We start from the raw sequence: 26,522 nt of genomic DNA, 5'->3' as shown, positions 1-26,522 counted from the left end.
GAGGTGCCCCCACCCGGGCCCTGCGACCCGGTGTCGACGCTCCTCGGTCGCTTGTCCCCGCCGCGGAGCGGCTGATCAAGCACTGCCGACACCGGCGGGCCCTTTGGCTCGGGCGGGCCCTGAGACCTTCTAGTCCGTCAGCCCCCGCACCGCCTCGGCGAAGAGGTCGCCCCGCTCGCCGTAGTTGGTGAACATGTCCATCGAGGCGCAGGCGGGGGCGAGGAGCACGGTATCCCCTGGTCGGGCGAGCTCGGCGGCCGCCCGGACCACCGCGGCCATCGCCACCGCGCCAGTCTGGCCCTCGGCCGGTTCGATCACCGGTACATCCGGGGCGTGTCGCGCCAGCGCCTCGCGGATCAGCGCGCGGTCGGCGCCGATCAGCACGGCGGCCCGCAATCGGCCGGCGGCCTGACTGGCCAGGTCGTCGAACTCGGCGCCCTTGGCCAGTCCGCCGGCGATCCAGACGATCGGGTCGTAGGCGCGCAGCGAGGCGGCGGCGGCGTGGGTGTTGGTGGCCTTGGAGTCGTCGACGTACGTGACGCCGCCGACCTCCGCGACCGTCGCGATCCGGTGCGCGTCCGGGCGGAAGGCCCGCAGGCCGTCCCGGACCGCCTTGGCGTCCACGCCGTAGGCGCGGGCCAGTGCGGCGGCGGCCAGCGCGTTGGCGATGTTGTGCGGGGCCGGCGGGTTGACGTCGGAGATCGAACCGATCTCGGCCGCGTTCTTGTCCCGGCCCGGCACGAAGGCGCGGTCCACCAGCAGCTCGTCGACCACGCCGAAGTTCGAGAGCGCCGGTGTGCCCAGGCCGAAGCCGATGGCCCGGCAGCCCTCCTCGACGTCGGCCTCCCGGACCAGCTCCTCGGTCGCCGGGTCGGCCAGGTTGTAGACGCAGGCCACCTGGTTGCCCTGGTAGATCCGGCCCTTGTCGGCCGCGTAGGCCTCCATCGAGCCGTGCCAGTCCAGGTGGTCGGGGGCCAGGTTGAGCACGGCCGCCGAGTGCACCCGCAGCGACGGCGCCCAGTGCAGCTGGTAGCTGGAGAGCTCGACGGCGAGCACGTCGTACGGCTCCTCGGCGAGCACCGCGTCCAGCACCGAGACGCCCACGTTGCCGACCGCGGCGGTGCGCTTGCCGGCGGCGGTGAGGATCGAGGCGAGCATCTGGACCGTGGTGGTCTTGCCGTTGGTGCCGGTGACGGCCAGCCAGGGGGCCGGCTCGCCGGTGGCCGGCAGCGGCTTGCGCAGCCGCCAGGCCAGCTCGACGTCGCCCCAGACCTCCACCCCGGCGGCCGCGGCGGCCAGGAACAGCGGGCTGCTCGGCGGCCAGCCGGGCGAGGTGACGACCAGTCGGGTGCCCTCGGGCAGCGTGTCCGCGTCGCCGAGCCGCACGGTGATGCCGGTGAGCTCGGCGGCCCGGTCCCGCAGCACCGGGCTGTCGCCGCCGTCGACCACGGTGACCCGGGCGCCCAGGTCGCGCAGCACCCGGGCCGCGCTGACCCCGGAGACGCCCAGGCCCGCCACGGTGACCGGAAGGTCCTGCCAGTCCATCAGTTCGTCATCCAACCCGCGTAGAAGAGTCCGAGGCCGACGGCGACGCAGAGCCCCTGGATGATCCAGAACCGGACCACGATCAGGACTTCGCTCCAGCCCTTCAGTTCGAAGTGGTGCTGGAGTGGTGCCATCTTGAAGACACGCTTGCCGGTCAGCCGGAACGAGCCGACCTGGATGATCACCGACAGGGTGATGATCACGAAGAGACCGCCGAGCAGCGCCAGCAGCAGCTCGGTGCGCGAGCAGATCGCCAGACCGGCGAGCGCGCCACCGAGGGCCAGCGAGCCGGTGTCACCCATGAAGATCTTGGCCGGCGAGGTGTTCCACCACAGGAAGCCGAAGCAGGAGCCCATCAGGCCGGCGGCGACCACCGCGAGGTCCAGCGGATCGCGCACCTCGTAGCACTTGGCCGTGGCGGTGATCACGTTGGCGCAGCTCTGGTTGTACTCCCACACGCAGATGAAGGTGTAGGCGCCGAAGACCAGCACCGAGGCGCCGGTGGCCAGGCCGTCCAGACCGTCCGTCAGGTTCACGCCGTTCGACATCGCCGCGATCATGAAGTACGCGAACATCACGAACAGCACCGGGCCGATCTGCCACCCGAAGTCCTGGGTGAACGACAGGTGCATGGAGGCCGGGGTGATCCCGCGGCTGTCCTTGAACTGCAGCGCCAGGATCGCGAAGCCGAGGCCCACGATCGACTGGCCCGCCAGCTTCGCCTTGGCCCGCAGGCCCAGCGAGCGGCGCTTGACCACCTTGATGTAGTCGTCCAGGAAGCCGACCAGGCCGAGCCCCGCCATCAGGAAGAGGACCAGCAGGCCGGAGGCCCGCGGCGCCGACCCGACGATCGCCTTGGTCGCGAAGTACGCGATCACGGTCGCCAGGATGAAGGCGATGCCGCCCATGGTGGGCGTGCCCTTCTTGCTGTGGTGGGCCTTGGGCCCGTCGTCCCGGATGTACTGGCCGTAGCCCTGCCGGGCCAGCAGCTTGATCAGGGCCGGCGTGCCGAGCAGCGACAGCACCAGACCGATCATGCCGGAGAAGAGGATCTGCTTCACTGGGCGGCACCATCCGCGAGGAGGGCCTCGGCCACCCTCTCCAGTCCCACCGAACGGCTGGCCTTCACCAGCACCACGTCCCCTGGCCGCAGCTGATCGCGCAGCAGCTCGACCGCCGCGTCCGCGTCGGACACCAGCACCGACTCCTCACCCCACGAACCTTCGTTCCTCGCGCCCAGTTCCATGCAGGCCGCCTCCCGTCCGCCCACCGCCACCAGTTTGGTGACGTCGAGTCGGACCGCGAGCCGGCCGATGGCGTCGTGCTCGTCGAGGCTCTCCTCGCCGAGCTCCCGCATCTCGCCGAGCACCGCCCAGGTACGGCGGCGCTCCGGACCGCGGCCGCCCATCGTGGCGAGCGCGCGCAGCGCGGCCCGCATCGACTCCGGGTTCGCGTTGTACGCGTCGTTCACGACGGTCACACCATCGGCCCGGTCGACGACTTCCATGCGCCAGCGGGACAGCGCACCGGCCTCGCCCAAGGCGGCGGCGGTGTCGTCGACGGACAGCCCGAGCTCCATCGCCACCGCGGCGGCGGCGAGGGCGTTCGAGACGTGGTGCTCACCGTACAGGCGCAGTCGTACCGGAGCGGAACCGGCCGGGGTGGTCAGCGTGAACGATGGACGGCCGGTGGAGTCCAGGCGAACGTCCTGTGCCCGGACGTCGGCCTTCGAGCTCTCGCCGAACAGCACCACCTTCGCCCTGGTACGGTCTGCCATCGCGCGCACCAGCGGGTCGTCGGCGTTGAGCACCGCGGTGCCGTCCGCGGGCAGCGACTCGACCAGTTCGCCCTTGGCCTGCGCGATGCCCTCCTTGGAGCCGAACTCGCCCAGGTGCGCCGAACCGACGTTCAGCACCAGGCCGATCGAGGGGCGGGCCAGCTCGCACAGGTAGGCGATGTCGCCCTTGTGCCGGGCGCCCATCTCCAGCACCAGGTGCCGGGTGTCCTCCTCGGCCCGGGTGGCGGTCAGCGGGAAGCCCAGCTCGTTGTTGAGCGAGCCCTCGGTGGCCACCGTGGGGCCGAGCCTGACCAGCAGCTGGGCGATCAGGTCCTTGGTGCTGGTCTTGCCGGCCGAGCCGGTCAGCGCCACCAGCCGGGCGCCCTTGGCCCGCTCCACCACGGCGCGGCCGATCAGGCCCAGCGCCCGCTGCGCGTCCGGCACAACCACGGCGGGCACCCCGACCGGGCGCTCCGCCAGCACCGCGACGGCACCGGCCGCCACCGCGCGCTCGGCGTAGTCGTGGCCGTCCACCTGCTCACCGCGGAAGGCGGCGAACAGGCTGCCCGCCTCGACCTTGCGGGAGTCGATCACCACCGGGCCGGTGACCCGCGCCTGCGGGTCCGCCACCTCGGACAGCTCACCGCCCGTCACGGCGGCCAGCTCCGCCAGGGTCAGTGCGATCACGACTGCTCCACTCCTCGCTGCTCGGGATCGGTGTGCCGGGCGACGGCCGCGCGCAGCACCTCCCGGTCGTCGAACGGGCGTACCTCGCCCTTGACGTACTGGCCCAGCTCGTGGCCCTTGCCGGCCACGAGCACGGTGTCCCCCGGGTGCGCCCGGGCCACCGCGTCGGCGATCGCCTCGGCCCGGTCCGGGACCACCAGCACCTCGCCGCGCTCCGCCTCGGGCACCTCGGCGGCGCCGGCCAGCATGCTGGCCAGGATCGTCAGCGGGTCCTCGGAGCGCGGGTTGTCGCTGGTCAGCACCGCGGTGTCGGCGAGCCGGGCGGCGATGGCGCCCATCGGGCCGCGCTTGAACGGGTCGCGGTCGCCGCCGCAGCCGATCACCACGTGCAGCCGGCCCTTGGTCACCTCGCGCAGCGATGCGAGCACCGCCTGCAGGGCGTCCGGCTTGTGCGCGTAGTCCACCACCGCGACGTACTCCTGCCCGGCGTCCACCCGCTCCAGCCGGCCCGGCACGCCGGGGGCGGCGGCCACTCCGGCGACCGCCGCGGCCAGCGGCAGCCCGGCGGTGACCAGGGCGGTGATCGCGGCCAGCGCGTTGGAGACGTTGAACGGGCCGGGCAGCGGCACCTCGGCCTGCGCCGACTCTCCACCGGGTCCGCTCACCGTGAAGGTGGAGCTCGCCGGGCCCAGCTGCACGTCCACCGCGCGCCAGTCGGCCTCCGGGTGGCCGGTCGCGGAGAAGGTGGTGACCGGCAGCGCGGTCTCGCCGGCCAGCCGGCGGCCGTACTCCTCGTCCAGGTTGATCACGGCGGCGGCCGCCCGGTCGGACTCGAACAGCCGGGCCTTGGCCCGGTAGTAGTCCTCCATGTCCGGGTGGAAGTCGAGGTGCTCGGGCGTCAGGTTGTTGAAGACCGCCACGTCGTAGCGGACCCCGTCGACCCGGCCGAAGACCAGCGCGTGGCTGGAGACCTCCATCACCACCGAGTCGGCGCCGCGCTCGCGCATCACCGCGAGGATCGCGTGCAGGTCGGTGGCCTCCGGGGTGGTGCGCTCGCTCTTGATCCGCTCGTCGCCGACCCGCATCTCCACGGTGCCGATCACGCCGGGGGTCCGCAGTGCGCCCTTGAGGCCGGCCTCGATCAGGTACGAGGTGGTGGTCTTGCCGTTGGTCCCGGTGATCCCGATGGTCAGCAGGGCGCGCGACGGGTCACCGTAGATCCGGGCGGCCAGCCGGCCCATCCAGGCCCGCGGCTGCTCGACCACCAGCACCGGCACGGCCAGCGGCCCGGCCTGTTCGGCGCCGACCGGGTCGGTCAGCACCGCGACGGCGCCGGCGGCCACCGCACCGGCGGCGAAGGCCGCACCGTGGTGGTTGGCGCCGCCGAAGGCCACGTACAGGTCGCCCGGGCGCACCGCGCGGGAGTCGTGCGTGATGCCGGTCGCCGGCGCGCCCTGGACCGGGGCGAGGCCCAGCAGATCGGCCAGCTCGGCGAGCGGGGTGGGCACCGTCCCGGTCGGTCGGGGCGGGCTCACACTGGTTTGGTCTGATTTCGGCACGGCGGGCAGGGTATCGGGCGCGGGGCGCTGGAAGCCAAGTGAGTCGACCGGCGTCCCTTGGGGCGCTGGGGACTCGGCGGACAGGGGTGTGACAGGGTTCACAGGTTCAGGGCTTCCACTCGACGGGCAGGTTCGGAGGTTCGCTGCCGCTCGGCGGCACCTGCAGGGTCTTCAGGGCGAACTCCATCACCTGCTTGAACACCGGCCCGCACAGCTGGCCGCCGAAGTGGCCGTTCTGCGGGTTCTGGATGACGCAGGAGACGGTCACCCGGGGCGCGTCGGCCGGGGCGAAGCCGATGAACGAGGCGGTGTAACCGCTGTACTCTCCGGTTTTGGGATCGACCCGGTTGGCGGTTCCGGTCTTGCCGGCGACCCGGTAGCCGGGGATCTGGGCGGTGTTCCCGGTGCCCTGCTCGTCGCTGACGACGGACTCCAGCATCTGCTCCAGGGTCTTGGCGGTCTCCGGCTTCACCACCCGGCTCTGCGCGCCCGGCGCGGCCGGGGTGTAGTGGCCGTCCGGGCCGGTGACGCCGGCCACCACGCTCGGCGCCACCCGCACCCCGCCGTTGGCGATGGCGGAGTAGACCGAGGTGGCCTGCAGCGCGCTGACCGACAGGCCCTGGCCGAACGGGATGGTGTACTGCTGGGAGCCCTTCCAGTTCTTCGGGTCGGCCAGCAGGCCCCGGGTCTCGCCCGGGAAGTTCAGGCCGGTCGGCTGGCCGATGCCGAACTTCTGCAGGTAGCCGCCGAGCACCTGGTTGGCCTGCTGCTGGGTCGGGCCGAGCTGGCCGGCCGCCTCGATGGTGCCGATGTTGGACGACTTGGCCAGCACCCCGGCCAGGGTCAGGTACCAGGTGCCGTGGTCGACGTCGTCGTGGAAGACGTGGTCGCCGCGCTGCAGCGTGCCGGGCACCGTGACGTGCGCGTCCCAGTTGGCGGTGCCGGTGTCCAGCACCGCCGCCATGGTCATCAGCTTGGCGGTGGAGCCCGGCTCGAAGGCGTCCTGCACGGCGGTGTTGCCGAGGTCCTCGGGGCGGGCGCCGGACAGGTCGTTGGGGTTGAAGGTGGGCGAGGTGGCCATCGCCAGGACCTGGCCGGTCTTCACGTCCTGGACGATCACGTAGCCCTTGTCCGCGCCGGCCGCGGCCACCTGGTCGGTGATGGCCCGCTGGGCGGCCCACTGGATGTCCCGGTTGATGGTCAGCCGGATGTCGCTGCCGGGCACCGGGTCCTGCTGGGAGCCGCCGCTGGTGGGGATCGGCTGGGTGCCGGAGACCGCGCCGGTGCGCCGGCCGTCCTTGCCGGCCAGCTGCTGCTGGTACTGCAGTTCCAGGCCGCCGGCGCCGGCCTCCTCCGCGTTGACGAAGCCGACCAGGTTGGACGCCAGCCCGTCGCCGGGGTAGACCCGGGCGGTGGTCTCGTTGAAGAAGATCCCCTCCAGCGGGTTCACGCAGGCGGAGTCGATGGTGCTGTGGCCGCCCTGGGCGACGATCTTGGCGGCCTTGGCCTTCTGGGTGCGGCAGGTGGCGGTGTCGGTCTTCTTGATCAGCGCGTTGCGCAGGTCGGTGATCTGGTTGCGGGCCTGCGGGGTCTGCCGGGGCGCCACCGTGAGGCCCCTGGTCCTGGTGCGCAGCTTGGCCACCACCTTGTCCCGCGGCATGTTCAGGATCGGGGCCAGCAGGTCGGCGGCCTGCTCGGGGCCGTCCGGCACGTAGAGCGCGTCCTGGGTGAACATCGTCGGGTCGGCGGTGACGTCGTAGGCGTCCACGGTGGTGGCCAGCGCCACCCCGTCCGCCGTCGTTATCGAACCGCGGGCGGCGGGCAGCGGGACGTCGATGTAGCGGTAGGTGCTGGCGTCGGCGGCCAGGTTCGAGGAGTCCACCAGCTGGATCTGGACCAGGCGGGCCGCGAACAGCGAGAAGACGGTGGCGAGCGCCACCGTGACCACCCGCAGCCGGCGCTTGGGGTCGGCCAGCTTGAGCCGCTTGGGCTGCGGGCGGGCCGGCGGGCGCTTGGCGGCGGGGCGGGTGCCGGGGCGGACCGGGCCGGCGGACCCGGCCGCCTTGGCCGAGGCGGACGGTCTGGCCGCGCCGGACTTGCCGGTCGCCTCGGGCCGGCGGGCCGCGGCCGGGCGCGGGCGGTCGCCGCCCGCGGCCCGGTCACCGGTGCGGCGCTGCTGCGGGGTGGCCGGGCGGTCGCGGCGCGGCTGCTCGCCGGGGGTGCGGGGACGGCGGGGCGTGGTCATCGGCTGGGGCTTCCGCTCGGGCTGGTCGACGGGCTCACGGAGTCGAACCGCAGCGCGCCCTCGCCGGTGGCCGCCGGGTCGGGGGCGGCGGGCGAGCCGGACGGCGCCGGCGGGGCGGCCGACTGGCCGGCAGATGGGGCCGGCCGGCCGGCGCCCGGCCACAGACCGGTGTCGGAGCGCTTGACCGGCGGGCTGTCCTTGGCCGGCCCCGGGGAGCCGATCACCTTGCCGCCGTCCAGCAGGAAGGCCGGGTCGCCGCCGGGCACCATGCCCAGCTGGCGGGCCGCGTTCTCGAGCGCGTCCGGGGCCGACCGGCGGTCGATCTCCTGCTGCAGCGCCTGCTGCTGGTCGGTCAGCGTGCTGGTCTGCTTCTGCAGCTTGGCCAGCTCGAAGGAGTTCTCGTTCAGCGCGGTGTTGAGCATCAGCAGCCCCAGCAGGCCGAGCGCCAGCAGCACCACCACCAGCACCACGAACGGCGTCCGCCCCCGGACGCTGCCGCGCGGCGACCGCCCGGGGCGCACGGTGATCCGCGCCCGCCCCAACTGCCCCGGCAGCAGCCGGCCCTGCTGGATGCCCTCGCCGGCCCGCACCGTCTTCTCCCTCACTGTCGCCCCGCCGTCGCCCCCCGGAGGGTGCCCTACTGCTTCCGGTCCCTGATCCTCTCCGCCACCCGCAGCCGGACGGGCGCGGCGCGCCGGTTCTCCTCGATCTCCGCCTCCGTGGCCAGTTCGGCACCACGGGTGATCAGCTTCAGCCAGGGCTGGTGCTCTTCGGGGACGAACGGCAGCCCGGGCGGCGCGGTGCTGGTCGCGCCGGCCGCGAAGTACTGCTTGACCAGGCGGTCCTCCAGCGACTGGTAGGACATCACGGCGATCCGGCCGCCGACCGCCAGCACGTCCAGCGCGCCGGGGATCGCCCGGTCCAGCACCTCCAGCTCGCCGTTGACCTCGATCCGCAGCGCCTGGAAGGTCCGCTTGGCCGGGTTGCCGCCGGTGCGCCGGGTGGCCGCCGGAATGGCGTTGCGCACCAACTCCACCAGACGCGCGCTGTTGCTGAACGGTTCCTTCTCGCGTTCCCGGACGATGACCGAGGCGATCTTCCCGGCGAACCGCTCCTCGCCGTAGACCTTGAGGATCCGGGCCAGTTCGCCGTGGCTGTAGGTGTTGAGCACCTCGGCGGCGCTGATCCCGCGGGTCTGGTCCATCCGCATGTCCAGCGGCGCGTCCTGGGCGTAGGCGAAGCCGCGCTCGGCCTCGTCCAACTGCATCGAGGAGACGCCGAGGTCGAACAGCAGCCCCTTCACCCGGTCGATGCCCAACTCCTGGAGCACCTCGGGGATCTCGTCGTAGACCGCGTGCACCAGGGTGGCCCGGTCGCCGAACGGCGCCAGCCGCTCGCCGGCCATCCGCAGCGCCACCGGATCGCGGTCCACGGCGACCAGCCGGACCTCGGGGAACTGGGTGAGCAGCGCCTCGCTGTGGCCGCCGAGGCCCAGGGTGGCGTCCACCACCACGGCACCGGGCTCGGAGATCGCCGGGGCCAGCGCGTCCATGCAGCGCTGCAGCATGACCGGGACGTGCTTGGGGTCCGGGGTGCCAGTGGGCATGCGCGTGGGGCGCCTTTCGTCGGTGCGGAGCCGCTGTCAGGCCTGCCCGAGGGGTGGCCGGCTGCGGTGGATCGGACCATTCTCGCCCACCGGGCCGCAAGGATCCGACGCAGCCCGTGGTCCCCGCCCGCTCGGAAGGGGAAGGCGATACCGCCAGGCGCCGGGGAAGGTGCGTCGGGTGGCACGGAGCGGGAGGAGGCCGCGGGCTGCGTACGGACCGTCAGACTACCCTCCGCTCCAGTGCCACCCGGCGGCGCCACGCGAGCCATATGCGCTCCGTCACAACCGCGTGGTAAGCCGGGGTGTGGACTCCCCGTGGCCAGCGCTTTCCTACTACGGTCGTACCTATGCCTGACTCTTCGGTTCCCACCTCCGCACAGGCCCCGGCCGCCGCCAAGACCATCACCGACCGGCTCGTCGAAGCCAACCGTGAATACGCGGTCACCTTCAAGGACGGCGGCATGGACGCCCGCCCGGTCCAGAAGGTCGCCGTGGTCGCCTGCATGGACGCCCGCCTCGACCTGTTCGCCGCGCTCGGCCTGGAGCTCGGCGACTCCCACATCATCCGCAACGCGGGCGGCGTGGTCACCGACGACACCATCCGCTCCCTGACCATCAGCCAGCGCGCCCTGGGCACCAGCTCGGTCGTGCTGATCCACCACACCGGCTGCGGTCTGCTCGGGCTCACCGAGGACTTCCGCCACGAGCTGGAGCTCGAGGTCGGCCAGCGCCCGCAGTGGGCCGTGGAGGCCTTCGTCGACCTGGACGGTGACGTCCGCCAGTCCATGCAGCGGGTCCGCACCTCGCCGTTCCTGCCGCACACGGACGACGTGCGCGGTTTTGTCTTCGACGTGCACACCGGCCTGCTCCGCGAGATCCACTGACCGTCGCCCCCGGCTCGGCCGGCGTCGTCCGAGCCACGCGTCGCCCCATCGGGTGACTTTCGGCCACCGCTCAGGGAAGAATGCGCCTACGGCCGGTACCCGGACAGGCGGGGTCGGCGCGAGGAGGGGCGAGGAGCTGTCAGGGTGACGACCTACAACGAGCAGACCGGTACCACGGGTCTGCCCGAGCTGAACGCGGTCATCGAGCGGGTCCGCGCTTCGGTGGAGAGCGTGATCGAGGGCAAGCCGGAGGCCGTCCGGATCGCGCTCACCGTGATGCTGGCCGAGGGCCACCTGCTCCTGGAGGACGTTCCCGGCGTCGGCAAGACCATGCTCGCCAAGGCCCTGGCCAAGTCGGTCGACTGCTCGGTCCGCCGGATCCAGTTCACTCCCGACCTGCTGCCCTCCGACGTCACCGGCACCAACGTCTTCGACCAGCAGCGCCTGGACTTCGAGTTCCGGCCCGGCGCGATCTTCGCGCAGATCGTGGTCGGCGACGAGATCAACCGCGCCTCCCCCAAGACCCAGTCCGCGCTGCTGGAGTCGATGGCCGAGCGCCAGGTCACCATCGACGGCACCACCTACGAACTGCCCTCCCCGTTCATGGTGATCGCCACCCAGAACCCGGTGGAGATGGAGGGCACCTACCCGCTGCCGGAGGCCCAGCGGGACCGCTTCATGGCCCGGATCTCGATCGGCTACCCCAGCCCCGAGGCCGAGTTGGCGATGCTCGACGTGCACGGCGGCGCCTCACCGCTGGACGACCTGCAGGCGGTCGCGCACGCCCACGACATCCTCAAGCTGATCGAGCTGGTGCGCACCGTGCACGTGGCCGACAGCGTCCGCCGGTACGCGGTCGACCTGGTCACCGCCACCCGCACCTCCCCCGAACTGCGGCTCGGCGCCTCGCCCGGGCCACCCTGCACCTGATCCGCGCCGCCCGGGCCGCCGCCGCGCTGGCCGGCCGCGACTACGTGGTGCCCGACGACATCCAGGCGCTCGCCGTGCCGGTCCTGGCGCACCGTCTCCTGCCCACCGCGGAAGCCCAGTTGAGCCGGCGCAGCGCCGAGCAGATCGTGCTGGAGCTGGTCCGCCGACTGCCCGTTCCGCAGGGCCGCTGAGGTGGCCTCCGAGGGTGCCCCGACCGGATTCCGGACGGGGCTGCGCGGCCTGACCACCCGCGGGCGTTCCTTCCTCGCGGCCGGCATCACCGCGGTGCTCTGCTCCTACCTGCTGGGCCAGGGCGCCCTGCTGCAGGTGGGGGTGCTGCTGGCCGCGCTGCCGCTGCTGGCCGCCGCGCTGGTGCTGCGCACCCGCTACCAGGTGGCCGGCGGGCGGCGCCTCGCCCCGCACCGGGCGCCGGCCGGCCAGGAGGCCCGGGTGCACCTTCGGGTGGACAACATCTCCCGGGTGCCGACCGGGCTGCTGATGCTGGAGGACAAGGTCCCGTACGTGCTGGGGCCGCGCCCGCGGTTCGTGCTGGACCGGGTCGAGCCGCGCGGCTACCGCGAGGTGTCCTACCGGGTCCGCTCCGACCTGCGCGGGCGCTACCCGCTCGGCCCGCTGCAGCTGCGGCTGACCGACCCGTTCGGCATGTGCGAGCTGACCCGCTCGTTCAGCGCCGCCGACACCCTGACCGTGGTGCCGCTGGTGCAGCCGCTGCCGCCGGTCAAGCTGGCCGGCGCGTGGGCCGGCTACGGCGACAGCCACTCCCGTGCGGTCGCCCTGGCCGGCGACGACGACGCGGTGCCGCGCGAGTACCGGCACGGCGACGACCTGCGCCGGGTGCACTGGAAGTCCACCGCCAAGTACGGCGAGCTGATGGTCCGCCGCGAGGAGCAGCCGCTCAAGTCGCGGGCCACCGTGCTGCTGGACACCCGGGAGATCGGGCACCGCGGCGCCGGACCGGCCTCCTCCTTCGAATGGGCGGTGGGCTGCGCCGCCTCGGTCGGGCACCACCTCCTGGAGCGCGGCTACCAGACCCGGCTGCTCACCGACAACGGCACCCAGGTGCCGCCGGTGGTGACCGGCGCGAACAGTTCGGTCAGCGAGTCGATCGGCCTGCTGCTGGACGAGCTCGCGGTGGTCCAGCACTCCAGCGGCGGCGGGCTGAACCGAGCCGAGGAAGTGCTGCGCCACGGCGGCGAGGGCCTGCTGGTGGCGGTCGTCGGCACACTGGACGACGAGCAGGTGGCGGGGCTGGGCCGGCTGCGTCGCAGCGCGGGCGCGGCGGTGGCGTTCGTGCTGGACACCGCCAGCTGGAGCAGCCTGCGCCAGCCGGCACCGGCCGGACCGGACGAGGGCCTGCAGCGCCAGCTGCGGCTGCTCCGCGAGGCCGGCTGGACGGTGCTGGCGGCCCGGGCCGGTGACTCGGTGCCCGATCTGTGGCGGATGGCGGATGTACATGCCCAGGCGGCCGCGACGGCGCCGGACTCGAAGGGGACGGCCGGCCGATGACCACCCAGACCCGACTGACGGTCTACGCGGCGCTCGCCACCCTGCTGGCGATGGCCACCCTGACCCCGCTGCTGGAGCCCAACAACTGGGTGATGCCCGCGACCCTGCAGATCGCCGTGGTGGCGGCGGCCGGCGCCGGGCTGCGCCGGCTCCCGATGCCCCGCGCCCTGGTGCCGCTCATCCAGTTGCTGCTGGTGGTCTACCTGCTGATGCTCGGCGCGGTGCGATCGGCGCTGGCCTTCGGGGTGCTGCCCGGGCCGCACGCCGTCCAGGCCCTCTCCGACCTGCTGAACAGCGCCGGCAGCGACATCGGCACCTACACCATCCCGGCCCCGGCCACCCCCGGCCTGCGGTTCGTGCTGGTCGCCTCGACCGCGCTGATCGCGGTGCTGGTCGACACCCTGGCGGTGACCTTCCGCAAGGCGGCGCTGGCCGGGCTGCCGCTGCTGGCGCTCTACTGCGTGGGCAGCGGGCTGAACCCCACCGGCCAGGGCGGCGTGCCCTGGCTCTGGTTCCTGCTGGCCGGGGCGGCTACCTGGCGCTGCTGTTCGCCGAGGGACGGGACCGGCTGTCCCGCTGGGGCCGGGTCTTCCGCGGCTCCGGCACCTCCGACAGCCGCGGCGGGCTGCCCACCGGCGGCCACCGGATCGGCGTGCTGGCGCTGGTCTGCGCCACCGTGCTGGGCGCGGCGCTGCCCGCCACCGACGGGCTGGACCTGCTGGGCGGCGGCCTGGGCGGCGGCGACGGCAGCGGGCCGGGCGGCCACAGCATCAACGCGCTCAGCCCGATGGTCTCGCTGGCCGACGGGCTGCGCCGGCCGGCCAACCAGCCGCTGCTCCACTACCACGGCACCGACCCGGCGCTGCGCGACGCCTATCTGCGGATCACCGCGCTGGACGACTTCGACGGCGTCGAGTGGAAGCCCGGCAACGAGGACCTCAAGCCGGTGCCGCAGGCCGCCTTCCCGGCGCCGGACGGTCTCGACCCGTCGGTCAGCGCGCCGGAGATGACCACCATCATCAGCCTCGAACCCGATCTGAGCACCCAGTGGCTGCCGGCGCCGTACCCGATCAGCCGGATCAAGCTGAGCGGCGACGGCTGGCGCTACGAGCCGGACACCCGCTCGGTGATCACCGGCAGCGGCCAGCAGGCCGGCGGGCTCACCTACAGCGTGACCTCGTACAACGTCAGTCCCACCGCGGACCAGCTGCGGCAGGCCGCGCCCGCGCCCACCGCGATCACCGATCGCTACACCAAGCTGCCCGACGACCTGCCGTCCATGGTGACCGACCTCGCCCGCCAGGTGACGGCCGGCAAGGAGACCGCCTACGACCAGGCGGTGGCCCTGCAGGACTGGTTCACCAGCACCGGCGGCTTCCGCTACAACACCAAGGTGGACGCGGGTACCGGGCCGCAGGCGATCGCCAAGTTCCTGCAGGACAAGCAGGGCTTCTGCGTGCACTTCGCGGCCACCATGGCGGCGATGGCGCGCACCCTGCACATCCCGGCCCGGGTCGCGGTCGGCTTCGCGCCGGGTGTCGAGCTGGGCGGCGGCGACTTCCAGGTCGGCACCAGGAACTACCACGCCTGGCCGGAGCTGTACTTCTCCGGCGTCGGCTGGCTGCGCTTCGAACCGACCCCGAGCGTCGGCGTCGCGCCGAGCTACAGCACCCAGCAGACGGCCTCGCAGCCGACCAGCGCCCCCACCCAGGCGAGCGCCCAGCCCACCGCCCAGGACGGCCCGACCGCCTCGTCCGCGGCCAACTGCCCGGCGGCGCTGCGCAAGCAGGGCGGCTGCCAGGCCCAGCAGTCGGCGCCGGCGGTCGCGGTGGCGCCGACCACGAGCGGGATGGCGTGGCAGCTGCCGGCACTGCTGGCGGCGATCGCCGTGGTGGTCCTGCTGCTGCTGAGCCCGATGCTGTGGCGCGACCGGGTGCGGCGACGCCGGCTCGGCGGCGGGCGGCGGCGGCCCGGTGGCCCGGGCGGCGGCGAGCTGACCGAGGCTCAGGTGCTGGCCGCGTGGCAGGAGCTGATCGACAGCGCCTGGGATCTGGGCATCCCGCCGGACGAGGCGCTCAGCCCGCGGCACACGGCGCGCCGGATCAGCGAGGCCGGCGGGCTGGACGAGCAGAGCTCGGCCGCGGCCGGACGGGTGGCGCTGGCCACCGAACGGGTGCTGTACGCCCGCGAGCCGGGGCTGTCCGCGCCGCTGGCCGGCGATGTGCGCGCCGCGCGGGACGGCCTGCGGGCCACCGCCGGGCGTCGGCAGCGGCTGCGCGCGGTGCTGCTGCCGCCGTCGGCGGCCCGGGTGCTGTGGCGGGCCGGGGACCGCAGGCGGGCGCTACGGGACGGGCTGCACGCTCGGCTGGCCCGGCTCGGCGAGCGGACCGTGGGCCGGCTGCGGCGCTGCCGGTAGCGGCACAAGACGGCGGCGGGCGGGTGATCCTGGTGGATCACCCGCCCGCCGAGGTCGATGGGGCCGGTCCGTCAAGAAGTCCCTGCGGGGCGACGAGCTCCGTCAGAAGCCGTCTTGTTCATCGCGCCGGCGCTGCCAGCGCTGCTCCATCCGGTCCATCACGCCGGCCTTGCGCCGCACCGGCTGGGCGGCGCCAAGCCCGCTGCCGGGGCCCGCCACCGGATGCCGCCGCCAGCCGGCCACCGCCAGCACGGCGCAGCCGAGCATCACCAGGAAGCCGACCACACTCAGCCAGATGAACTGCGGCTGGGCGATCATGCCTCCCATCAGGAGGCCCACTCCCAGCACGAATCCCGCCGCCGCGAGGTACACCCGTCGCCGGGTGTAGGTGCGCAGGCCGGTTCCCTCAAGCGCCGACGCGAACTTGGGATCTTCGGCGTACAGCGCTCGCTCCATCTGGTCGAGCAGTCGCTGCTCGTGCTCCGAGAGCGGCACGGAGTCCTCCTACTCGTCGGTCGCGGGGCGACCGGTCCGCCACCTGGCCCTGTCGTGGTCCATATGCCCCATGCGTCTGGCCGTCATGCGTTCTGGCTTTACCCAGATCATACGGTCCGACGAGGGGATCCGGAGGGGGCCGCGTTCCGTCGTGTCCGACACATCACGCCGGCCCCCGCACCCGTGCAACGCTCCCGGTGCCTGTGAAGTTTCCGTCAGTACGCCGGGCCCGTCGCGGTCGGTGCGGCGGGCCCGCCGCCGTCAGTCGAGCGCGGCCAGCAGGTGCAGCTGGGTGGCGACCGCGTGGAAGGCGGGCTCGGCGGCGGCCGCCTCCTCCAGCTTGAGCAGTGCCTCCATCGCGCCGGGCTCGGTGTCCACCAGCACCCCGGGCACCAGGTCGGCGAAGACCCGCACCCCGTGCACCGACTCGACCCGCAGGCCCGCGGCCCGGGCCAGGCCGTGCAGCTCCTCGGTGGTGAAGCGGCGCGGCATCGGATCGCCGGCGCCCCAGCGGCCGTCGGGCGCACCAAGCACGGTGCGGGCCTCCTCGAAGTGGCCGGCCAGCGCCCGGGCCAGCACGGCGCCGTTGCGGTTGGCGGCCAGCAGGCTGACCAGGCCGCCCTTGCGCAGGGTGGCGGCGAGGTGGCCGAGCGACTCCGCCGGGTCGTCCACGACCTCCAGGACGCCGTGGCAGAGCACCGCGTCCACCGAGTCGGGGGTGATCAGCTCGGGCAGCGTCTGGGTGTCCCCCTGCACCGCGCGGACCAGCTCGGTCACCCCGGCCTCGGCAGCCCGGCGCTCCAGGGCGAACAGCGCGTCGGGGCTGGGGTCCACGACGGTCACCCGGTGGCCCAGCTTGGCCACCGGCACCGCGAAGTTGCCGGTGCCGCCGCCGGTGTCGAGCACGTCCAGCACCGGCTGGTCCAGCTCGGCGACCCGGCGCTCCAGGGCCGTCCGGACCACCTCCCAGACCACGGCGGTGCGCAGGGCGCTGCGGGGGCGCGAGGGGTACACGAGCGGGCTCCTCAGGGGGCGGCGGACTGGCCGGACCCTCCCACCCTATTGCCTCCTGTTGCCGTCGAGCTGGAGCACCCGGGCCACCAGCCGCAGGAAGACGGCGGTGTTGCGGATCAGGTCGTCCGCGTCGCGGGCCGAGGCGGCGCCCCGCACCCCGGCCTCGGCGGCCGCCCGCTTGCTCGCGCCGGCCGCGAAGTAGACCGCCCACTCGGCCAGTTCGGGCGCCACCTCGGGCAGCACCTCCCAGGCGCTGCGGATCGCCTTGCGGCGGCGGGGGTTCTTCTCCGGGCGGCCCCGGACGGCCAGCACGGCGGCCGTGGTGCGCAGCGCGGCCAGGTGCGCGGTGGCGTACCGCTCGAGCGGGTCCTCGGCGGCGTCGGCGGCCAGCAGGGTGCGCTCGGCCTGTGCCAGCAGGTCCCGGGCGGCCGGCGGGGTGCCGGCGCGCAGCAGCACCGGATGGACGTCGACGGAGCGCAGCGGGATCTGGTCGGGGCGGTCGTCGGAGGGTCGGTGCGGGAGGTCGGTGACGGTCATGGTCGGTACCCCCGGATCCTTCGGCAGGCATCGGGCGGGCCGGTCGGCCGCCCGCTGAGGCCATGCTCGCGCCCGGCACTGACAATCGACCTGGACGGCCGTCCGGGGACGGACCACCGGGCCGCGAAAAGTAAGATCACGCCCCATGGCACGGATCGTCATCATCGGAGCGGGAATCAGCGGCCTGGCCGCCGCGGCGCGGCTGGCCACCCTCGGTCACCGGGTGACGGTCTGCGAGGCCGCGCCGGGCCCGGGCGGGATGCTCGGGCAGTACCGCCGCGACGGCTTCGCCTTCGACACCGGGCCGACCCTGCTGACGCTGCCGGCCGTCTACCGGGACCTGGCGCTGAAGACCGGCCGGGAGCCGCTGGAGCAGCTGCTGGAGCTGACCCCGGTGGACCCGGAGAGCCGGCACCTGTTCGCCGACGGCACCGAGCTGACCCTGCCCAACGCCTCCCGGGGCGGCGTCGCCAAGGCGCTGGACCAGGCGCTCGGCGCGGACACCGGGCGGCTCTGGGGCGAGGTGATGAACCGCGGCCGCACGGTCTGGGAGGCCACTCGCCGCCCGCTGCTGGAGGAGCCGCTGCCCGCCGACCCGGGGCCGCTGGGCACCGACCCGTATCCGGCCGCACCGCGGCGCGGCCTGGCCCGGCTGTTCGGCGGCTCCCGGCAGCCCACCGTCGACGAGGTGGCGCAGCGCGAGCTGGGCGGCCATCCGGCGCTGACGGCGCTGCTCACCGAGTCGGTGCTGCGGTTCGGTTTCGACCCGCGGACCACTCCGGCGAGCGCGACCGTGCTGCCGTACGTGGAGCAGACCTTCGGCGTCTGGTCGGTGCGGGGTGGCCTGCACGCCCTGGTGGCCGCGGTGGTCGGGCGCTGCGAGCAGCGCGGGGTGGAGTTCCGGTTCGGCGCCCGGGTCCATCCGGACGACTTCCCCGAGGCCGACCTGGTGCTGCGCCCCGAGCCGCCGGACGCCGGCCTGCCGGGCCGGTTCAGCCTGCTGCTGGCGCTGGCGGGGCCGCGCCCGGCCGGGGCCGCGCAGCGGACCGTGGTGCACACGCCGTCCCGGCGGGACGAGTTGGCCGCGCTGTTCGACGAGCCGGCGCCGCCGGGCTTCCCGACCGTCCAGGTGCTGCGACCTGACGATCCGTCACTGGTGCCCGACGGCCGGCACGAGGCGGTGGTGCTGACCTGCACCGTCCCTTCGCAGGCCGTGGTCGACTGGACGGCCCCCGGGGTCGCCGACGCGTTCGCCGACACGGTGCTGGCCCAGGTCGAGGCCGCCGGGCTCGACCTGGCGGACCGGGTCCTGTGGCGGGTGGCGCGCACCCCGGCCGACACCGAACGGGAGACCCTGTCCCCCGGCGGCGCGGTGGCCCGCCCGGCGCTGCCCGGCGCCGGCGGCGGCTTCCTGCAGCGCGCCAACACCACCGACCGGCCGGGGCACTACCTGCTAGGGCAGGCCGCCCACCCGGGCGGCGGGCTGGCCCGGGCCGGGATGTCCGCCTGCGTGGTGGCGGGGCTGATCGGGCCGGCGTAGCGGACGGCCGGGCTACTGCCAGCCCTGCCAGCTGCCGTGCTCCTGCGGCTGCTCCTGGTACTGGGGTTGGGGCTGGTACTGCTGGTAGTACTCCGGGGGCTGCTGCTGCGGGATGCCCGGCATGCCGTACTCGGGCTGGCCGCCGTACTCGGGCTGGTAGGAGCCCTGGTCGTAGGCCGGCGCCTGCGGCTGCCACTGCTGCTGGTCGTAGCCCTGGTAGCCGTCGTGGCCCTGGTGGCCCTGGTAGCCCTGGTACTGCGGCTGCTGCTCGTAGTAGCCGTAGGCGGGCTGCTGCTGCTCGTACGGCTCCTGCTGGTAGTACCCGTAGGCGAACTGCTGCTGCAGTTGCGGCTGTTGCTGCTCGGGCTGCGGGTAGGCGGTCTCGTAGATGCCGAAGTCGCCGTCATCGACCGGCAGTTGGGCCAGCTCCGGTTCCGGCAGCAGCTCGGCCTCGGGCTCGGTCACCTCGATCGGGCCGACCTCGCCGATCCGCGGCGGCTCCGCCGCCACCACCGCCTCGGTGCCGCTGGTCGCAGCGGCCAGCAGCGGCACCTTGGCCAGCGCCCCGGGCAGTTCGCCGTTGCTGCGGCGCAGCGACCAGGCGGGCTTGCCGCCGCGCTTGACCGCCGTGGTGACCAGCACCTGCCCGAGGGCGAAGCCGACCGCCCCGCCGCCGATCACCGGCACCGAGTGCACCGCCATCCCGGCCACCACCAGCAGGAACCCGCCCAGCGCGAGCGCTCGCCAGTGCAGCGGCGCCCGGCCCTGCAGCAGCAGCTCGGCGGTCAGCCACAGTCCGACCACGGCGAGGGCCGCGTACAACACCAGCATCCCGATGCCCATCGGCGTCCTCCAGCACGTGCGCGGCGCGTGTCGCGACTGTACCGGGTATCCGGTCGCCGTCCCACATCCCGGTCAGCTGCTGTGCAGGCCCAGGTTCTGGTAGATCTGCAGGGTCGCGGTGGAGCCGTTGAGCGTGATGAAGTGCAGGCCGGGCGCGCCCTCGGAGAGCAGTTGCTCGCTCATCGCGGTGGCGTGCTCCATGCCCACCTCGCGCAGCGCCTTCGGGTCGTCCTTCACGGCCTCCAGTCTGGCCGCCAGCTCGGGCGGGAACTCCGAGCCGCTGAGCTGCGGAAAGCGCACCAGCTGCTTGGCGTTGGTGACCGGCATGATCTCGGGGATGATCGGCACCTCGCAGCCGGCCGCCTGCACCCGGTCGCGCAGCCGCAGGTAGTCCTCCACCTCGAAGAACATCTGGGTGATCGCGTAGTCGGCGCCGGCCCGCACCTTGGCGACGAAGTGCCGGATGTCCTCGTCCCAGTCGGTGGAGCGCGGATGCATGTTCGGCGAGGCGGCCACGCCCACGCAGAAGTCGCCGATCCCCTTGATCAGTTCGACCAGCTCGTACGCGTAGGTGACGCCCTGCGGGTGGGTCACCCACTCCCCCATCGGGTCGCCCGGCGGGTCGCCGCGCACCGCGAGGACGTTGCGCACGCCCTGGTCCGCGTACTGGCCGATGATGTTGCGCAGTTCGGCCACCGAGTGGTCGACGGCGGTGAGGTGGGCCACCGGCGTCAGGGTGGTCTCGCCGGCGATCCGGCCGACCATGTTGACGGTGCGGCCGCGGGTCGAGCCGCCCGCGCCGTAGGTCACGCAGACGAAGTTGGGGTTCAGCGGCTCCAGCCGGCGGATCGCGGACCACAGCTTCTGCTCGGCGGCCTCGCTGCGCGGGGGCATGAACTCGAACGAGAAGGAACGCCTGCCGGCCGCCAGGAGGTCGCGGACGGTCGCCGCGTGATCGGTTCTGGTCGAGGAGACGCCGAGTGCCATGTCGGCAGGTTAGCCGTCACAGGTGGACGGCAAACAAACCCGGTCCAGCAGCTGAGACCGAATAGTCCGAACCCGGGTTCGGCTAGTCTTTTGAGGATCCCCATTCACCCCCGGAGCGCCTCGTGACCTCGCCCAGCCCCGCCCCCGTGCTGCCGCTCGACCTGGAGGCGGTCCGCGACCGGGTGAACTCCGCGCTCGCCCGCTTCATGGCCGAGCAGCACGCACTGCTGAGCTCGATATCCCCGGACCTGCTGCCGGTCGCCGAGGCACTGCGCGACTTCCTGCTGGACGGCGGCAAGCGGCTGCGGCCGGCCTTCTGCTACTGGGGCTGGCGGGGTGCGGGCGGCGCGGCGGACAGCGAGGGGATCGCCGGGGCCGCCGCGGCGCTGGAGCTGCTGCAGGCCAGCGCCCTGGTGCACGACGACCTGATGGACCGCAGCGACACCCGCCGCGGCCTGCCGTCGATGCACCGCCGGTTCGAGGCCCGGCACCGCGCCAGCGGCTGGCGCGGCGACCGCGAGCAGTACGGGGCCGGCGCCGCGGTGCTGCTCGGCGACCTGCTGCTGATCTGGTGCGACGAGCTGTTCGTGCGCTGCGGCCTGGAGCCGGCGGCGGTGCTGGCCGCCAAGCCGGTCTTCGACCTGATGCGCACCGAGGTGATGGCCGGCCAGTACCTGGACGTGCTGGAGCCGGTGGCCGGCGACTCCATGGACGAGCTGGCGCTCACCCGGGCGCAGACCGTGCTGCACTACAAGTCGGCGAAGTACACCATCGAGCGGCCGCTGCAGGTGGGCGCCCGGCTGGCCGGCGCGTCCGACGAACTGGTCGCCGCCTACGGGGCGTTCGGGCTGCCGCTGGGCGAGGCGTTCCAGCTGCGGGACGACCTGCTCGGCGTCTTCGGCGACCCGGCGGTCACCGGCAAGCCCACCGGCGACGACCTGCGCGAGGGCAAGCGCACCCTGCTCGTGGCGCTGGCGCTGCGCGGCCTGGACGAGGTGGACGCCAAGGAGCTGGACAGCCGGCTGGGCGCCCCCGGGCTGACCGGCGAGGAGATCGCCGAGCTGAGCACCCTGGTGGCGCGCAGCGGCGCCGCCGAGCAGGTGGAGCAGCGGATCGAGCAGCTGATGGACGAGTCGCTGGGCGCGCTGGAGGCGGCCCCGCTGGCGGACGAGACGGTCCGGGAGGCGCTGCGGGCGCTGGCCGAGGCCGCCACCGTGCGGCGGTACTGACCAGCCGCCTCCCGGAGAACGACCCGGCGGGCCGTCAACTACCGTGGACGGCCCGCCAGTTCGCAGAAGCGGTCAGCCCGCCGCGCGCAGTCGCCGGGCCAGCTCGGCGGCCGCGGCTCCCGGGTCCTCGGCGGCCGTGATCGCGCGGACCACTACCACCCGCCGGGCGCCGGCGGCCAGCACCTGGTCCAGGTTGCCCAGGTCGATCCCGCCGATCGCGAACCACGGCCGGTCACTCCGCTGCCGGGCCGCGTACTCCACCAGGCCCAGCCCGGGGGCCGGGCGGCCCGGCTTGGTCGGGGTCGGCCAGGTCGGGCCGGTGCAGAAGTAGTCCACACCCGGCTCGGCGATCGCGGCGGCCACCTCCGACTCGGCGTGGCAGGACCGGCCGATCAGCATCTCGTCGCCGACGATCGCCCGGGCAGCCGCCACCGGCAGGTCGTCCTGCCCCAGGTGCAGCACCTGGGGGCGGGCGGCGTGCGCCACATCCGCCCGGTCGTTGACCGCGAGCAGCTTGCCGTGCCGGGCCGCGGCGTCCGCGAACACCTCCAGGGCGGCCAGCTCCTGGCGGGCCTCCAGACCCTTGTCCCGCAACTGCACGATGTCCACGCCGCCGGCCAGCGCCGCGTCCAGGAACTCGGCCAGGTCGCCCTGCTCGCGGCGGGCGTCGGTGCACAGGTAGAGCCGCGCGTCGGCCAGTCGGCCACGCAGGTCCGGCGTCACAGCGAGAGCGCCTGGGCGCGGCGCTTCACCTCGGTCCCGCGGTTCTCGCGCAAAGCCTGGATCGGGCTGCCGGGCAGCGACGCGTCCTCGGTGAAGAGCCACTCGAGGATCTCCTCGTCGCTGAAGCGCCCGTCGCGCAGCACCGTCAGGGTGCCGGCCAGGTGCTTGACCAGGCCGTCGTCCTCGATGAACGCGGCCGGCACCTGCAGCGAATTGTTGGGGCCGCGGCGGACCGCGATCAGCTTGTGGTCCTTGACCATCTGGCGGACCTCGGTGACCGCCACACCCCAGCGCTCGGAGATGTCGGGCAGGTACAGCCACTCGGGAACGAGCCGCTCAATCATGGATTCCGTCTCACTACTCACGGCACCAGCCTGCCATCTATCCGGCCGCGCTCGCACCAACCCCACACGTCAGGCGACGATCGCGGCCTTCAGCGGCACCTCGGGGTCGGCCGCCGGCACGGGGTCGACCGCCCGCGCCTGCTCGATCAGCCGCCGCCCCTGCGCCAGGTCGCGCGGCCGGTCCACCGCCAGCAGTGCGGTCGGCACCCCGTCGCGCAGCCAGAGCGCGCTCCAGGACGCCTCGGCGGGCGAGCCGCGCCAGAGCAGCCGGTCGCCCGCCGCGTGCCGGCCGGCGTACTGCACCATCCGCCCGAACTGCTCGGACCAGAAGTACGGCACCGGGTCGTAGGGCGCGTCGCCGCCGAGCAGGCCCGCGGCCACGGCCCGTCCGGAGTGCAGCGCGTGGTCCCAGTGCTGCACGGTGATCCGCTCGCCGAACCGCGCCGACGGGTAGCTCGCGCAGTCGCCGGCCACCCGGACGCCGGGCAGCGAGGTGCGCAGCCGGTCGTCGGCGAGCACCGCGCCGGCCGCGTCCAGCGCGATGCCGCTGCCGGCCAGCCAGGCGGTGTCGGGGCGGGCGCCGATGCCCACCACCACCTGGTCGGCGGCGAGCTCGGTGCCGTCGGCGAGCCGCACCGCGCCCGGTTCGACGGCGGCCACCGCCGCGCCGAGCCGCAGCTGAACTCCGGCCTCCCGGTACCAGTCGAGCATCGGCTCGGTCAGTGCGGCGGGCAGCGCACCGGGCAGCGGCGCGGTGGCGGCCTCCAGCACGGTCACCTCGCAGCCGAGCTTGCGGGCCGCGGTGGCGGTCTCGGCGCCGATCCAGCCGGCGCCGATCAGCACCAGCCTGGTTCCGGGCCGCAGCACCTCACGCAGTGCCAGCGAATCGTCGATGGTGCGCAGCAGGTGGGCGTCGGCCGCGCCGGGAAGCGAGGCGGCCCGGGCGCCGGTGGCGATCACCAGGTGGTCGAAGCCGACCGGTCCGGCGTCGGTGTGCAGGACGCCGTCGGCCAGTCCGGTGGCGGTGCGGCCGAGCAGCAGCTCCACGCCGAGCTGGTCCCAGTCCAGGTCGAAGGCGGTGGTGTCGGCCTGGCCGAGCAGCACGTCCTTGGAGAGCGGCGGGCGGTCGTAGGGCCGGTGCGGTTCCGCACCGACCACGCTGACCGGCCCGCGCCAGCCGCCCTCCCGCAGCGCGATCGCGCACTGCGCCCCCGCCATTCCGGCGCCGACGATCACCACCCGCTCATCCGTCACCGGGCCACTGTAGCGAGCGGGCGGGCCCCCGCCCACGGTCGGTCTTCAGCCCGGCGCTCACCCGGCGTTATGGTGGGGTCATCCTCACGGGAGCCCGGCGCACCGGGCTGAGAGGCGGGCTGCGGCGGCCTGCGACCGTCCGAACCTGATCCGGGTCATTCCGGCGAAGGGAGACGTGGTCCTCTTGACGCGCTTCAAAGACGGTGCGCGTTCCGACGTCCTGGTGATCGGCGGCGGCATCATCGGTCTCGGCCTGGCCTGGCGCACGGCCCAGCGCGGCCTGTCGGTCACCGTGGTCGATCCGGCCCCCGGCGGCGGCGCGGCCCGGGTGGCGGCCGGCATGCTGGCCCCGGTCACCGAGCTGCAGTACGGCGAGGAGCCGCTGCTGCACCTCGGGATCGCCTCCAACACCCGCTACGCGGACTTCTGCCAGGAGCTCACCGCGGCCACCGGCCTGGACACCGGCTACCGCGCCACCGGCACCCTGGCGGTCGCGCTGGACGCCGACGACAAGGCCGAGCTGAGCGAGCTGCACGCCTTCCACCAGCGGCTCGGCCTGGACTCGCGCTGGCTGACCGGCCGGGAGGCCCGCAAGCTCGAACCGATGCTGGCCCCCGGCGTGCGCGGCGGCCTGCACGTGGCCGACGACCACCAGGTGGACGGGCGGCGCCTGTCGACCGCGCTGCTGCGCGCCTGCGAGCTGGCCGGCGTCACCCTGCACCGGGCTGAAGCGGTGGAACTGCTGGTCGAGGGCGACCGGGCGCACGGCGTCCGGTTGAGCACCGGCGAGCGGGTGACCGGCGGGCAGCTGGTGCTGGCGGCCGGCCCGCGCAGCCATCAGCTGCCCGGCTTGCCCGACGGCGTGCTGCCCGCGATCCGCCCGGTCAAGGGCCAGATCCTGCGGCTGCGGATCCCGCCCGCCTACGGCCCGTTCCTGTCCCGCAACGTGCGCGCCGTGGTCCGCGGCGGCCACCTGTACCTGGTGCCGCGGGCCGACGGCGAGCTGGTGATCGGCGCCACCGTCGAGGAGCAGGGCTACGACACCACGGTGACCGCCGGCGGTGTCTACGAGCTGCTGCGCGACGCCCACGAGCTGGTCCCCGGGATCACCGAGCTGCCGCTGGTGGAGAGCTCCGCCGGTCTGCGCCCCGGCTCCCCGGACAACGCCCCGCTGCTCGGCCCCACCGCGCTGCCCGGCCTGGTGGCCGCCACCGGCCACTACCGCAACGGCGTGCTGCTCGCCCCGGTGACCGCCGACCTGATCGCCGAGTACCTGGCCACCGGCACCGTCCCCGCCCTGGCCGCCCCCTTCTCCCCCAGTCGCTTCGCCAGGAGCCCCCGATGAACCAGATCCCCCTGACCGTCAACGGCGAGCCGCGCGAGGTCTCCGACCTCGCGACCCTCGCCGAGCTGGTCGCCGAGCTGAGCAAGGCCCCCACCGGGGTGGCCGCCGCCGTCAACGAGACGGTGGTGCCGCGCGGCGCCTGGCCCGGCACCCGGCTGGCCGCCGGGGACCGGGTGGAGATCCTCACCGCCGTGCAGGGAGGCTGACGACATGGCCGACACTGCGCTTGTCACGCTAGAAGACGGTCTGATCATCGGTGACACCACCTTCAGCTCCCGGCTGATCATGGGCACCGGCGGCGCGCCCAGTCTGGAGGTGCTGGAGCAGGCGCTGATCGTCTCCGGCACCGAGCTGACCACGGTGGCGATGCGCCGGGTGAACGCCGGCACCCAGGGCTCGGTGCTGGACGTCCTAGTCCGCAACGGCATCCGGGTGCTGCCCAACACGGCCGGCTGCTTCACCGCCGGGGAGGCGGTGCTGACCGCCCGGCTGGCCCGCGAGGCGCTCGGCACCGACTGGGTGAAGCTGGAGGTGATCGCCGACGAGCGGACCCTGCTGCCCGACCCGATCGAACTGCTGGACGCCGCCGAGACCCTGGTGGACGACGGCTTCACGGTGCTGCCGTACACCAATGACGACCCGGTGCTGGCCCGCAAGCTGGAGGACGTGGGCTGCGCGGCGATCATGCCGCTGGGCTCGCCGATCGGCTCCGGCCTGGGCATCCGCAATCCGCACAACTTTCAGCTGATCGTGGAGGGCGCCGGAGTGCCGGTGATCCTGGACGCCGGCGCGGGCACCGCCTCCGACGTGGCGCTGGCCATGGAGCTGGGCTGCTCGGCGGTGATGCTGGCGTCCGCGGTCACCCGGGCGCAGCAGCCGGTGCTGATGGCGGAGGGGATGCGCCGGGCCGTCGAGGCCGGTCGGCTCGCCCACCGGGCCGGGCGGATCCCGCGCCGGTTCCACGCGGAGGCCTCCTCGGCGATGGCCGGGCGCGCCGACCTGGACCACCGGGAGCGGCCGGCGTTCTGACGACGG

General features: G+C 74.0%; 23 protein-coding genes, 2 pseudogenes and 1 riboswitch. Of the genes and pseudogenes, 10 read left to right on the top strand and 15 right to left on the bottom strand.

Going from position 1 to position 26,522, the window contains the following annotated elements; translation table 11 throughout:
• Positions 1 to 129 precede the first annotated feature (129 nt).
• Genes murD through rsmH form a run of 7 tightly spaced genes read right to left on the bottom strand, consistent with a single transcriptional unit; the run spans position 130 to position 9,419 of the window.
• Complete coding sequence (gene murD / locus E6W39_RS30665; protein WP_141638044.1) at positions 130 to 1,545, bottom strand: UDP-N-acetylmuramoyl-L-alanine--D-glutamate ligase; 1,416 nt, start codon at positions 1,543 to 1,545, stop codon at positions 130 to 132.
• On the bottom strand, positions 1,545 to 2,606 hold the full coding sequence (gene mraY, locus E6W39_RS30660; protein WP_101379936.1) for a phospho-N-acetylmuramoyl-pentapeptide-transferase: 1,062 nt from the start codon (positions 2,604 to 2,606) through the stop codon (positions 1,545 to 1,547). Before mraY ends, murD begins: the two co-directional genes overlap by 1 nt.
• Positions 2,603 to 4,009 (bottom strand): UDP-N-acetylmuramoyl-tripeptide--D-alanyl-D-alanine ligase, encoded by a 1,407-nt coding sequence (locus E6W39_RS30655; RefSeq protein ID WP_141636253.1) that lies wholly within the window; start codon positions 4,007 to 4,009, stop codon positions 2,603 to 2,605. Before E6W39_RS30655 ends, mraY begins: the two co-directional genes overlap by 4 nt.
• Positions 4,006 to 5,670: a UDP-N-acetylmuramoyl-L-alanyl-D-glutamate--2,6-diaminopimelate ligase gene (locus E6W39_RS30650; protein WP_407658503.1), complete on the bottom strand. Its 1,665-nt coding sequence runs from the start codon at positions 5,668 to 5,670 to the stop codon at positions 4,006 to 4,008. Before E6W39_RS30650 ends, E6W39_RS30655 begins: the two co-directional genes overlap by 4 nt.
• A gap of 4 nt (positions 5,671 to 5,674) precedes the next feature.
• On the bottom strand, positions 5,675 to 7,813 hold the full coding sequence (locus tag E6W39_RS30645; protein WP_141636251.1) for a peptidoglycan D,D-transpeptidase FtsI family protein: 2,139 nt from the start codon (positions 7,811 to 7,813) through the stop codon (positions 5,675 to 5,677).
• Positions 7,810 to 8,418 carry a septum formation initiator family protein gene (locus E6W39_RS30640; RefSeq protein ID WP_181799510.1) on the bottom strand — a complete coding sequence of 203 codons (609 nt, stop codon included), beginning with the start codon at positions 8,416 to 8,418 and terminating at the stop codon, positions 7,810 to 7,812. Before E6W39_RS30640 ends, E6W39_RS30645 begins: the two co-directional genes overlap by 4 nt.
• Positions 8,419 to 8,450: 32 nt before the next feature.
• The gene (rsmH, locus tag E6W39_RS30635; protein ID WP_141636250.1) at positions 8,451 to 9,419 is read right to left on the bottom strand and encodes a 16S rRNA (cytosine(1402)-N(4))-methyltransferase RsmH; all 969 of its coding nucleotides are present in this window, start codon (positions 9,417 to 9,419) and stop codon (positions 8,451 to 8,453) included.
• Positions 9,420 to 9,766: 347 nt separating this feature from the next.
• Here rsmH and E6W39_RS30630 point away from each other — a divergent pair, with 347 nt between their 5' ends.
• From E6W39_RS30630 to E6W39_RS43175, 5 genes and pseudogenes are all read left to right on the top strand, one after another.
• A complete protein-coding gene (locus E6W39_RS30630) occupies positions 9,767 to 10,303 on the top strand; it encodes a beta-class carbonic anhydrase (RefSeq protein ID WP_141636249.1) in 537 nt (178 codons plus the stop codon).
• Positions 10,304 to 10,447: 144 nt separating this feature from the next.
• Positions 10,448 to 11,424, top strand: a pseudogene (locus tag E6W39_RS30625) (AAA family ATPase).
• Between the two features lies 1 nt (position 11,425).
• Positions 11,426 to 12,760, top strand: a complete 1,335-nt coding sequence (locus E6W39_RS30620) for a DUF58 domain-containing protein (protein ID WP_141636248.1) — start codon at positions 11,426 to 11,428, stop codon at positions 12,758 to 12,760.
• A pseudogene (locus E6W39_RS43180) lies at positions 12,757 to 13,239 on the top strand (transglutaminaseTgpA domain-containing protein); the annotation flags it as partial. The gene E6W39_RS30620 and the pseudogene E6W39_RS43180, both read left to right, overlap by 4 nt.
• Positions 13,218 to 15,176 carry a DUF3488 and transglutaminase-like domain-containing protein gene (locus E6W39_RS43175; protein ID WP_267286775.1) on the top strand — a complete coding sequence of 653 codons (1,959 nt, stop codon included), beginning with the start codon at positions 13,218 to 13,220 and terminating at the stop codon, positions 15,174 to 15,176. The pseudogene E6W39_RS43180 and the gene E6W39_RS43175, both read left to right, overlap by 22 nt.
• Before the next feature lie 102 nt (positions 15,177 to 15,278).
• Here the strand turns inward: E6W39_RS43175 and E6W39_RS30610 are convergent, their stop codons facing one another.
• The 3 genes from E6W39_RS30610 to E6W39_RS30600 form a co-directional block, all read right to left on the bottom strand.
• A complete protein-coding gene (locus tag E6W39_RS30610; RefSeq protein ID WP_101379946.1) occupies positions 15,279 to 15,671 on the bottom strand; it encodes a DUF3040 domain-containing protein in 393 nt (130 codons plus the stop codon).
• Positions 15,672 to 15,932: 261 nt separating this feature from the next.
• Positions 15,933 to 16,685, bottom strand: a complete 753-nt coding sequence (locus E6W39_RS30605) for a methyltransferase domain-containing protein (RefSeq protein WP_228718423.1) — start codon at positions 16,683 to 16,685, stop codon at positions 15,933 to 15,935.
• 45 nt (positions 16,686 to 16,730) lie between these two features.
• Positions 16,731 to 17,222 (bottom strand): SAV_6107 family HEPN domain-containing protein, encoded by a 492-nt coding sequence (locus E6W39_RS30600; RefSeq protein WP_181799509.1) that lies wholly within the window; start codon positions 17,220 to 17,222, stop codon positions 16,731 to 16,733.
• A gap of 145 nt (positions 17,223 to 17,367) precedes the next feature.
• On the opposite strand from E6W39_RS30600, the gene E6W39_RS30595 reads away from it, so the two are divergent.
• Positions 17,368 to 18,762: a phytoene desaturase family protein gene (locus tag E6W39_RS30595; RefSeq protein WP_141636247.1), complete on the top strand. Its 1,395-nt coding sequence runs from the start codon at positions 17,368 to 17,370 to the stop codon at positions 18,760 to 18,762.
• Positions 18,763 to 18,774: 12 nt separating this feature from the next.
• Here E6W39_RS30595 and E6W39_RS30590 read toward each other — a convergent pair whose 3' ends face one another.
• Both E6W39_RS30590 and metF read right to left on the bottom strand, forming a co-directional pair.
• Positions 18,775 to 19,605: a hypothetical protein gene (locus E6W39_RS30590; RefSeq protein ID WP_141636246.1), complete on the bottom strand. Its 831-nt coding sequence runs from the start codon at positions 19,603 to 19,605 to the stop codon at positions 18,775 to 18,777.
• Positions 19,606 to 19,677: 72 nt separating this feature from the next.
• Positions 19,678 to 20,592: a methylenetetrahydrofolate reductase [NAD(P)H] gene (gene metF / locus E6W39_RS30585; RefSeq protein WP_141636245.1), complete on the bottom strand. Its 915-nt coding sequence runs from the start codon at positions 20,590 to 20,592 to the stop codon at positions 19,678 to 19,680.
• Positions 20,593 to 20,714: 122 nt separating this feature from the next.
• Here metF and E6W39_RS30580 point away from each other — a divergent pair, with 122 nt between their 5' ends.
• Positions 20,715 to 21,821: a polyprenyl synthetase family protein gene (locus tag E6W39_RS30580; RefSeq protein WP_228718422.1), complete on the top strand. Its 1,107-nt coding sequence runs from the start codon at positions 20,715 to 20,717 to the stop codon at positions 21,819 to 21,821.
• Between the two features lie 72 nt (positions 21,822 to 21,893).
• On the opposite strand, the gene thiE is transcribed toward E6W39_RS30580, so the two are convergent.
• The 3 genes from thiE to E6W39_RS30565 all read right to left on the bottom strand — a co-directional run bounded on the left by thiE (position 21,894) and on the right by E6W39_RS30565 (position 24,142).
• Positions 21,894 to 22,544, bottom strand: coding sequence for a thiamine phosphate synthase (gene thiE / locus E6W39_RS30575; protein WP_141636244.1), 651 nt, complete (start codon positions 22,542 to 22,544; stop codon positions 21,894 to 21,896).
• The gene (locus tag E6W39_RS30570) at positions 22,541 to 22,888 is read right to left on the bottom strand and encodes an Rv2175c family DNA-binding protein (protein WP_141638039.1); all 348 of its coding nucleotides are present in this window, start codon (positions 22,886 to 22,888) and stop codon (positions 22,541 to 22,543) included. The genes thiE and E6W39_RS30570 overlap by 4 nt, the downstream gene beginning before the upstream one ends.
• Before the next feature lie 69 nt (positions 22,889 to 22,957).
• Positions 22,958 to 24,142, bottom strand: a complete 1,185-nt coding sequence (locus tag E6W39_RS30565; RefSeq protein WP_228718421.1) for an NAD(P)/FAD-dependent oxidoreductase — start codon at positions 24,140 to 24,142, stop codon at positions 22,958 to 22,960.
• 76 nt (positions 24,143 to 24,218) lie between these two features.
• A riboswitch (TPP riboswitch) is annotated at positions 24,219 to 24,331 on the top strand.
• On the opposite strand from E6W39_RS30565, the gene thiO reads away from it, so the two are divergent.
• The 3 genes from thiO to E6W39_RS30550 all read left to right on the top strand — a co-directional run bounded on the left by thiO (position 24,327) and on the right by E6W39_RS30550 (position 26,516).
• Positions 24,327 to 25,487 carry a glycine oxidase ThiO gene (thiO, locus tag E6W39_RS30560; protein ID WP_141636243.1) on the top strand — a complete coding sequence of 387 codons (1,161 nt, stop codon included), beginning with the start codon at positions 24,327 to 24,329 and terminating at the stop codon, positions 25,485 to 25,487. Its footprint overlaps the riboswitch before it by 5 nt.
• Complete coding sequence (thiS, locus tag E6W39_RS30555) at positions 25,484 to 25,693, top strand: sulfur carrier protein ThiS (protein ID WP_181799508.1); 210 nt, start codon at positions 25,484 to 25,486, stop codon at positions 25,691 to 25,693. The genes thiO and thiS overlap by 4 nt, the downstream gene beginning before the upstream one ends.
• A gap of 4 nt (positions 25,694 to 25,697) precedes the next feature.
• Positions 25,698 to 26,516 (top strand): thiazole synthase, encoded by an 819-nt coding sequence (locus tag E6W39_RS30550; RefSeq protein ID WP_141636242.1) that lies wholly within the window; start codon positions 25,698 to 25,700, stop codon positions 26,514 to 26,516.
• The last annotated feature ends 6 nt before the right edge of the window (positions 26,517 to 26,522 follow it).

This window comes from Kitasatospora acidiphila, assembly GCF_006636205.1.
Lineage (GTDB): Bacteria > Actinomycetota > Actinomycetes > Streptomycetales > Streptomycetaceae > Kitasatospora > Kitasatospora acidiphila.
The sequence above is the reverse complement of the archived record's forward strand: the minus strand, read 5'-3'. Positions and strand labels throughout refer to the sequence as shown.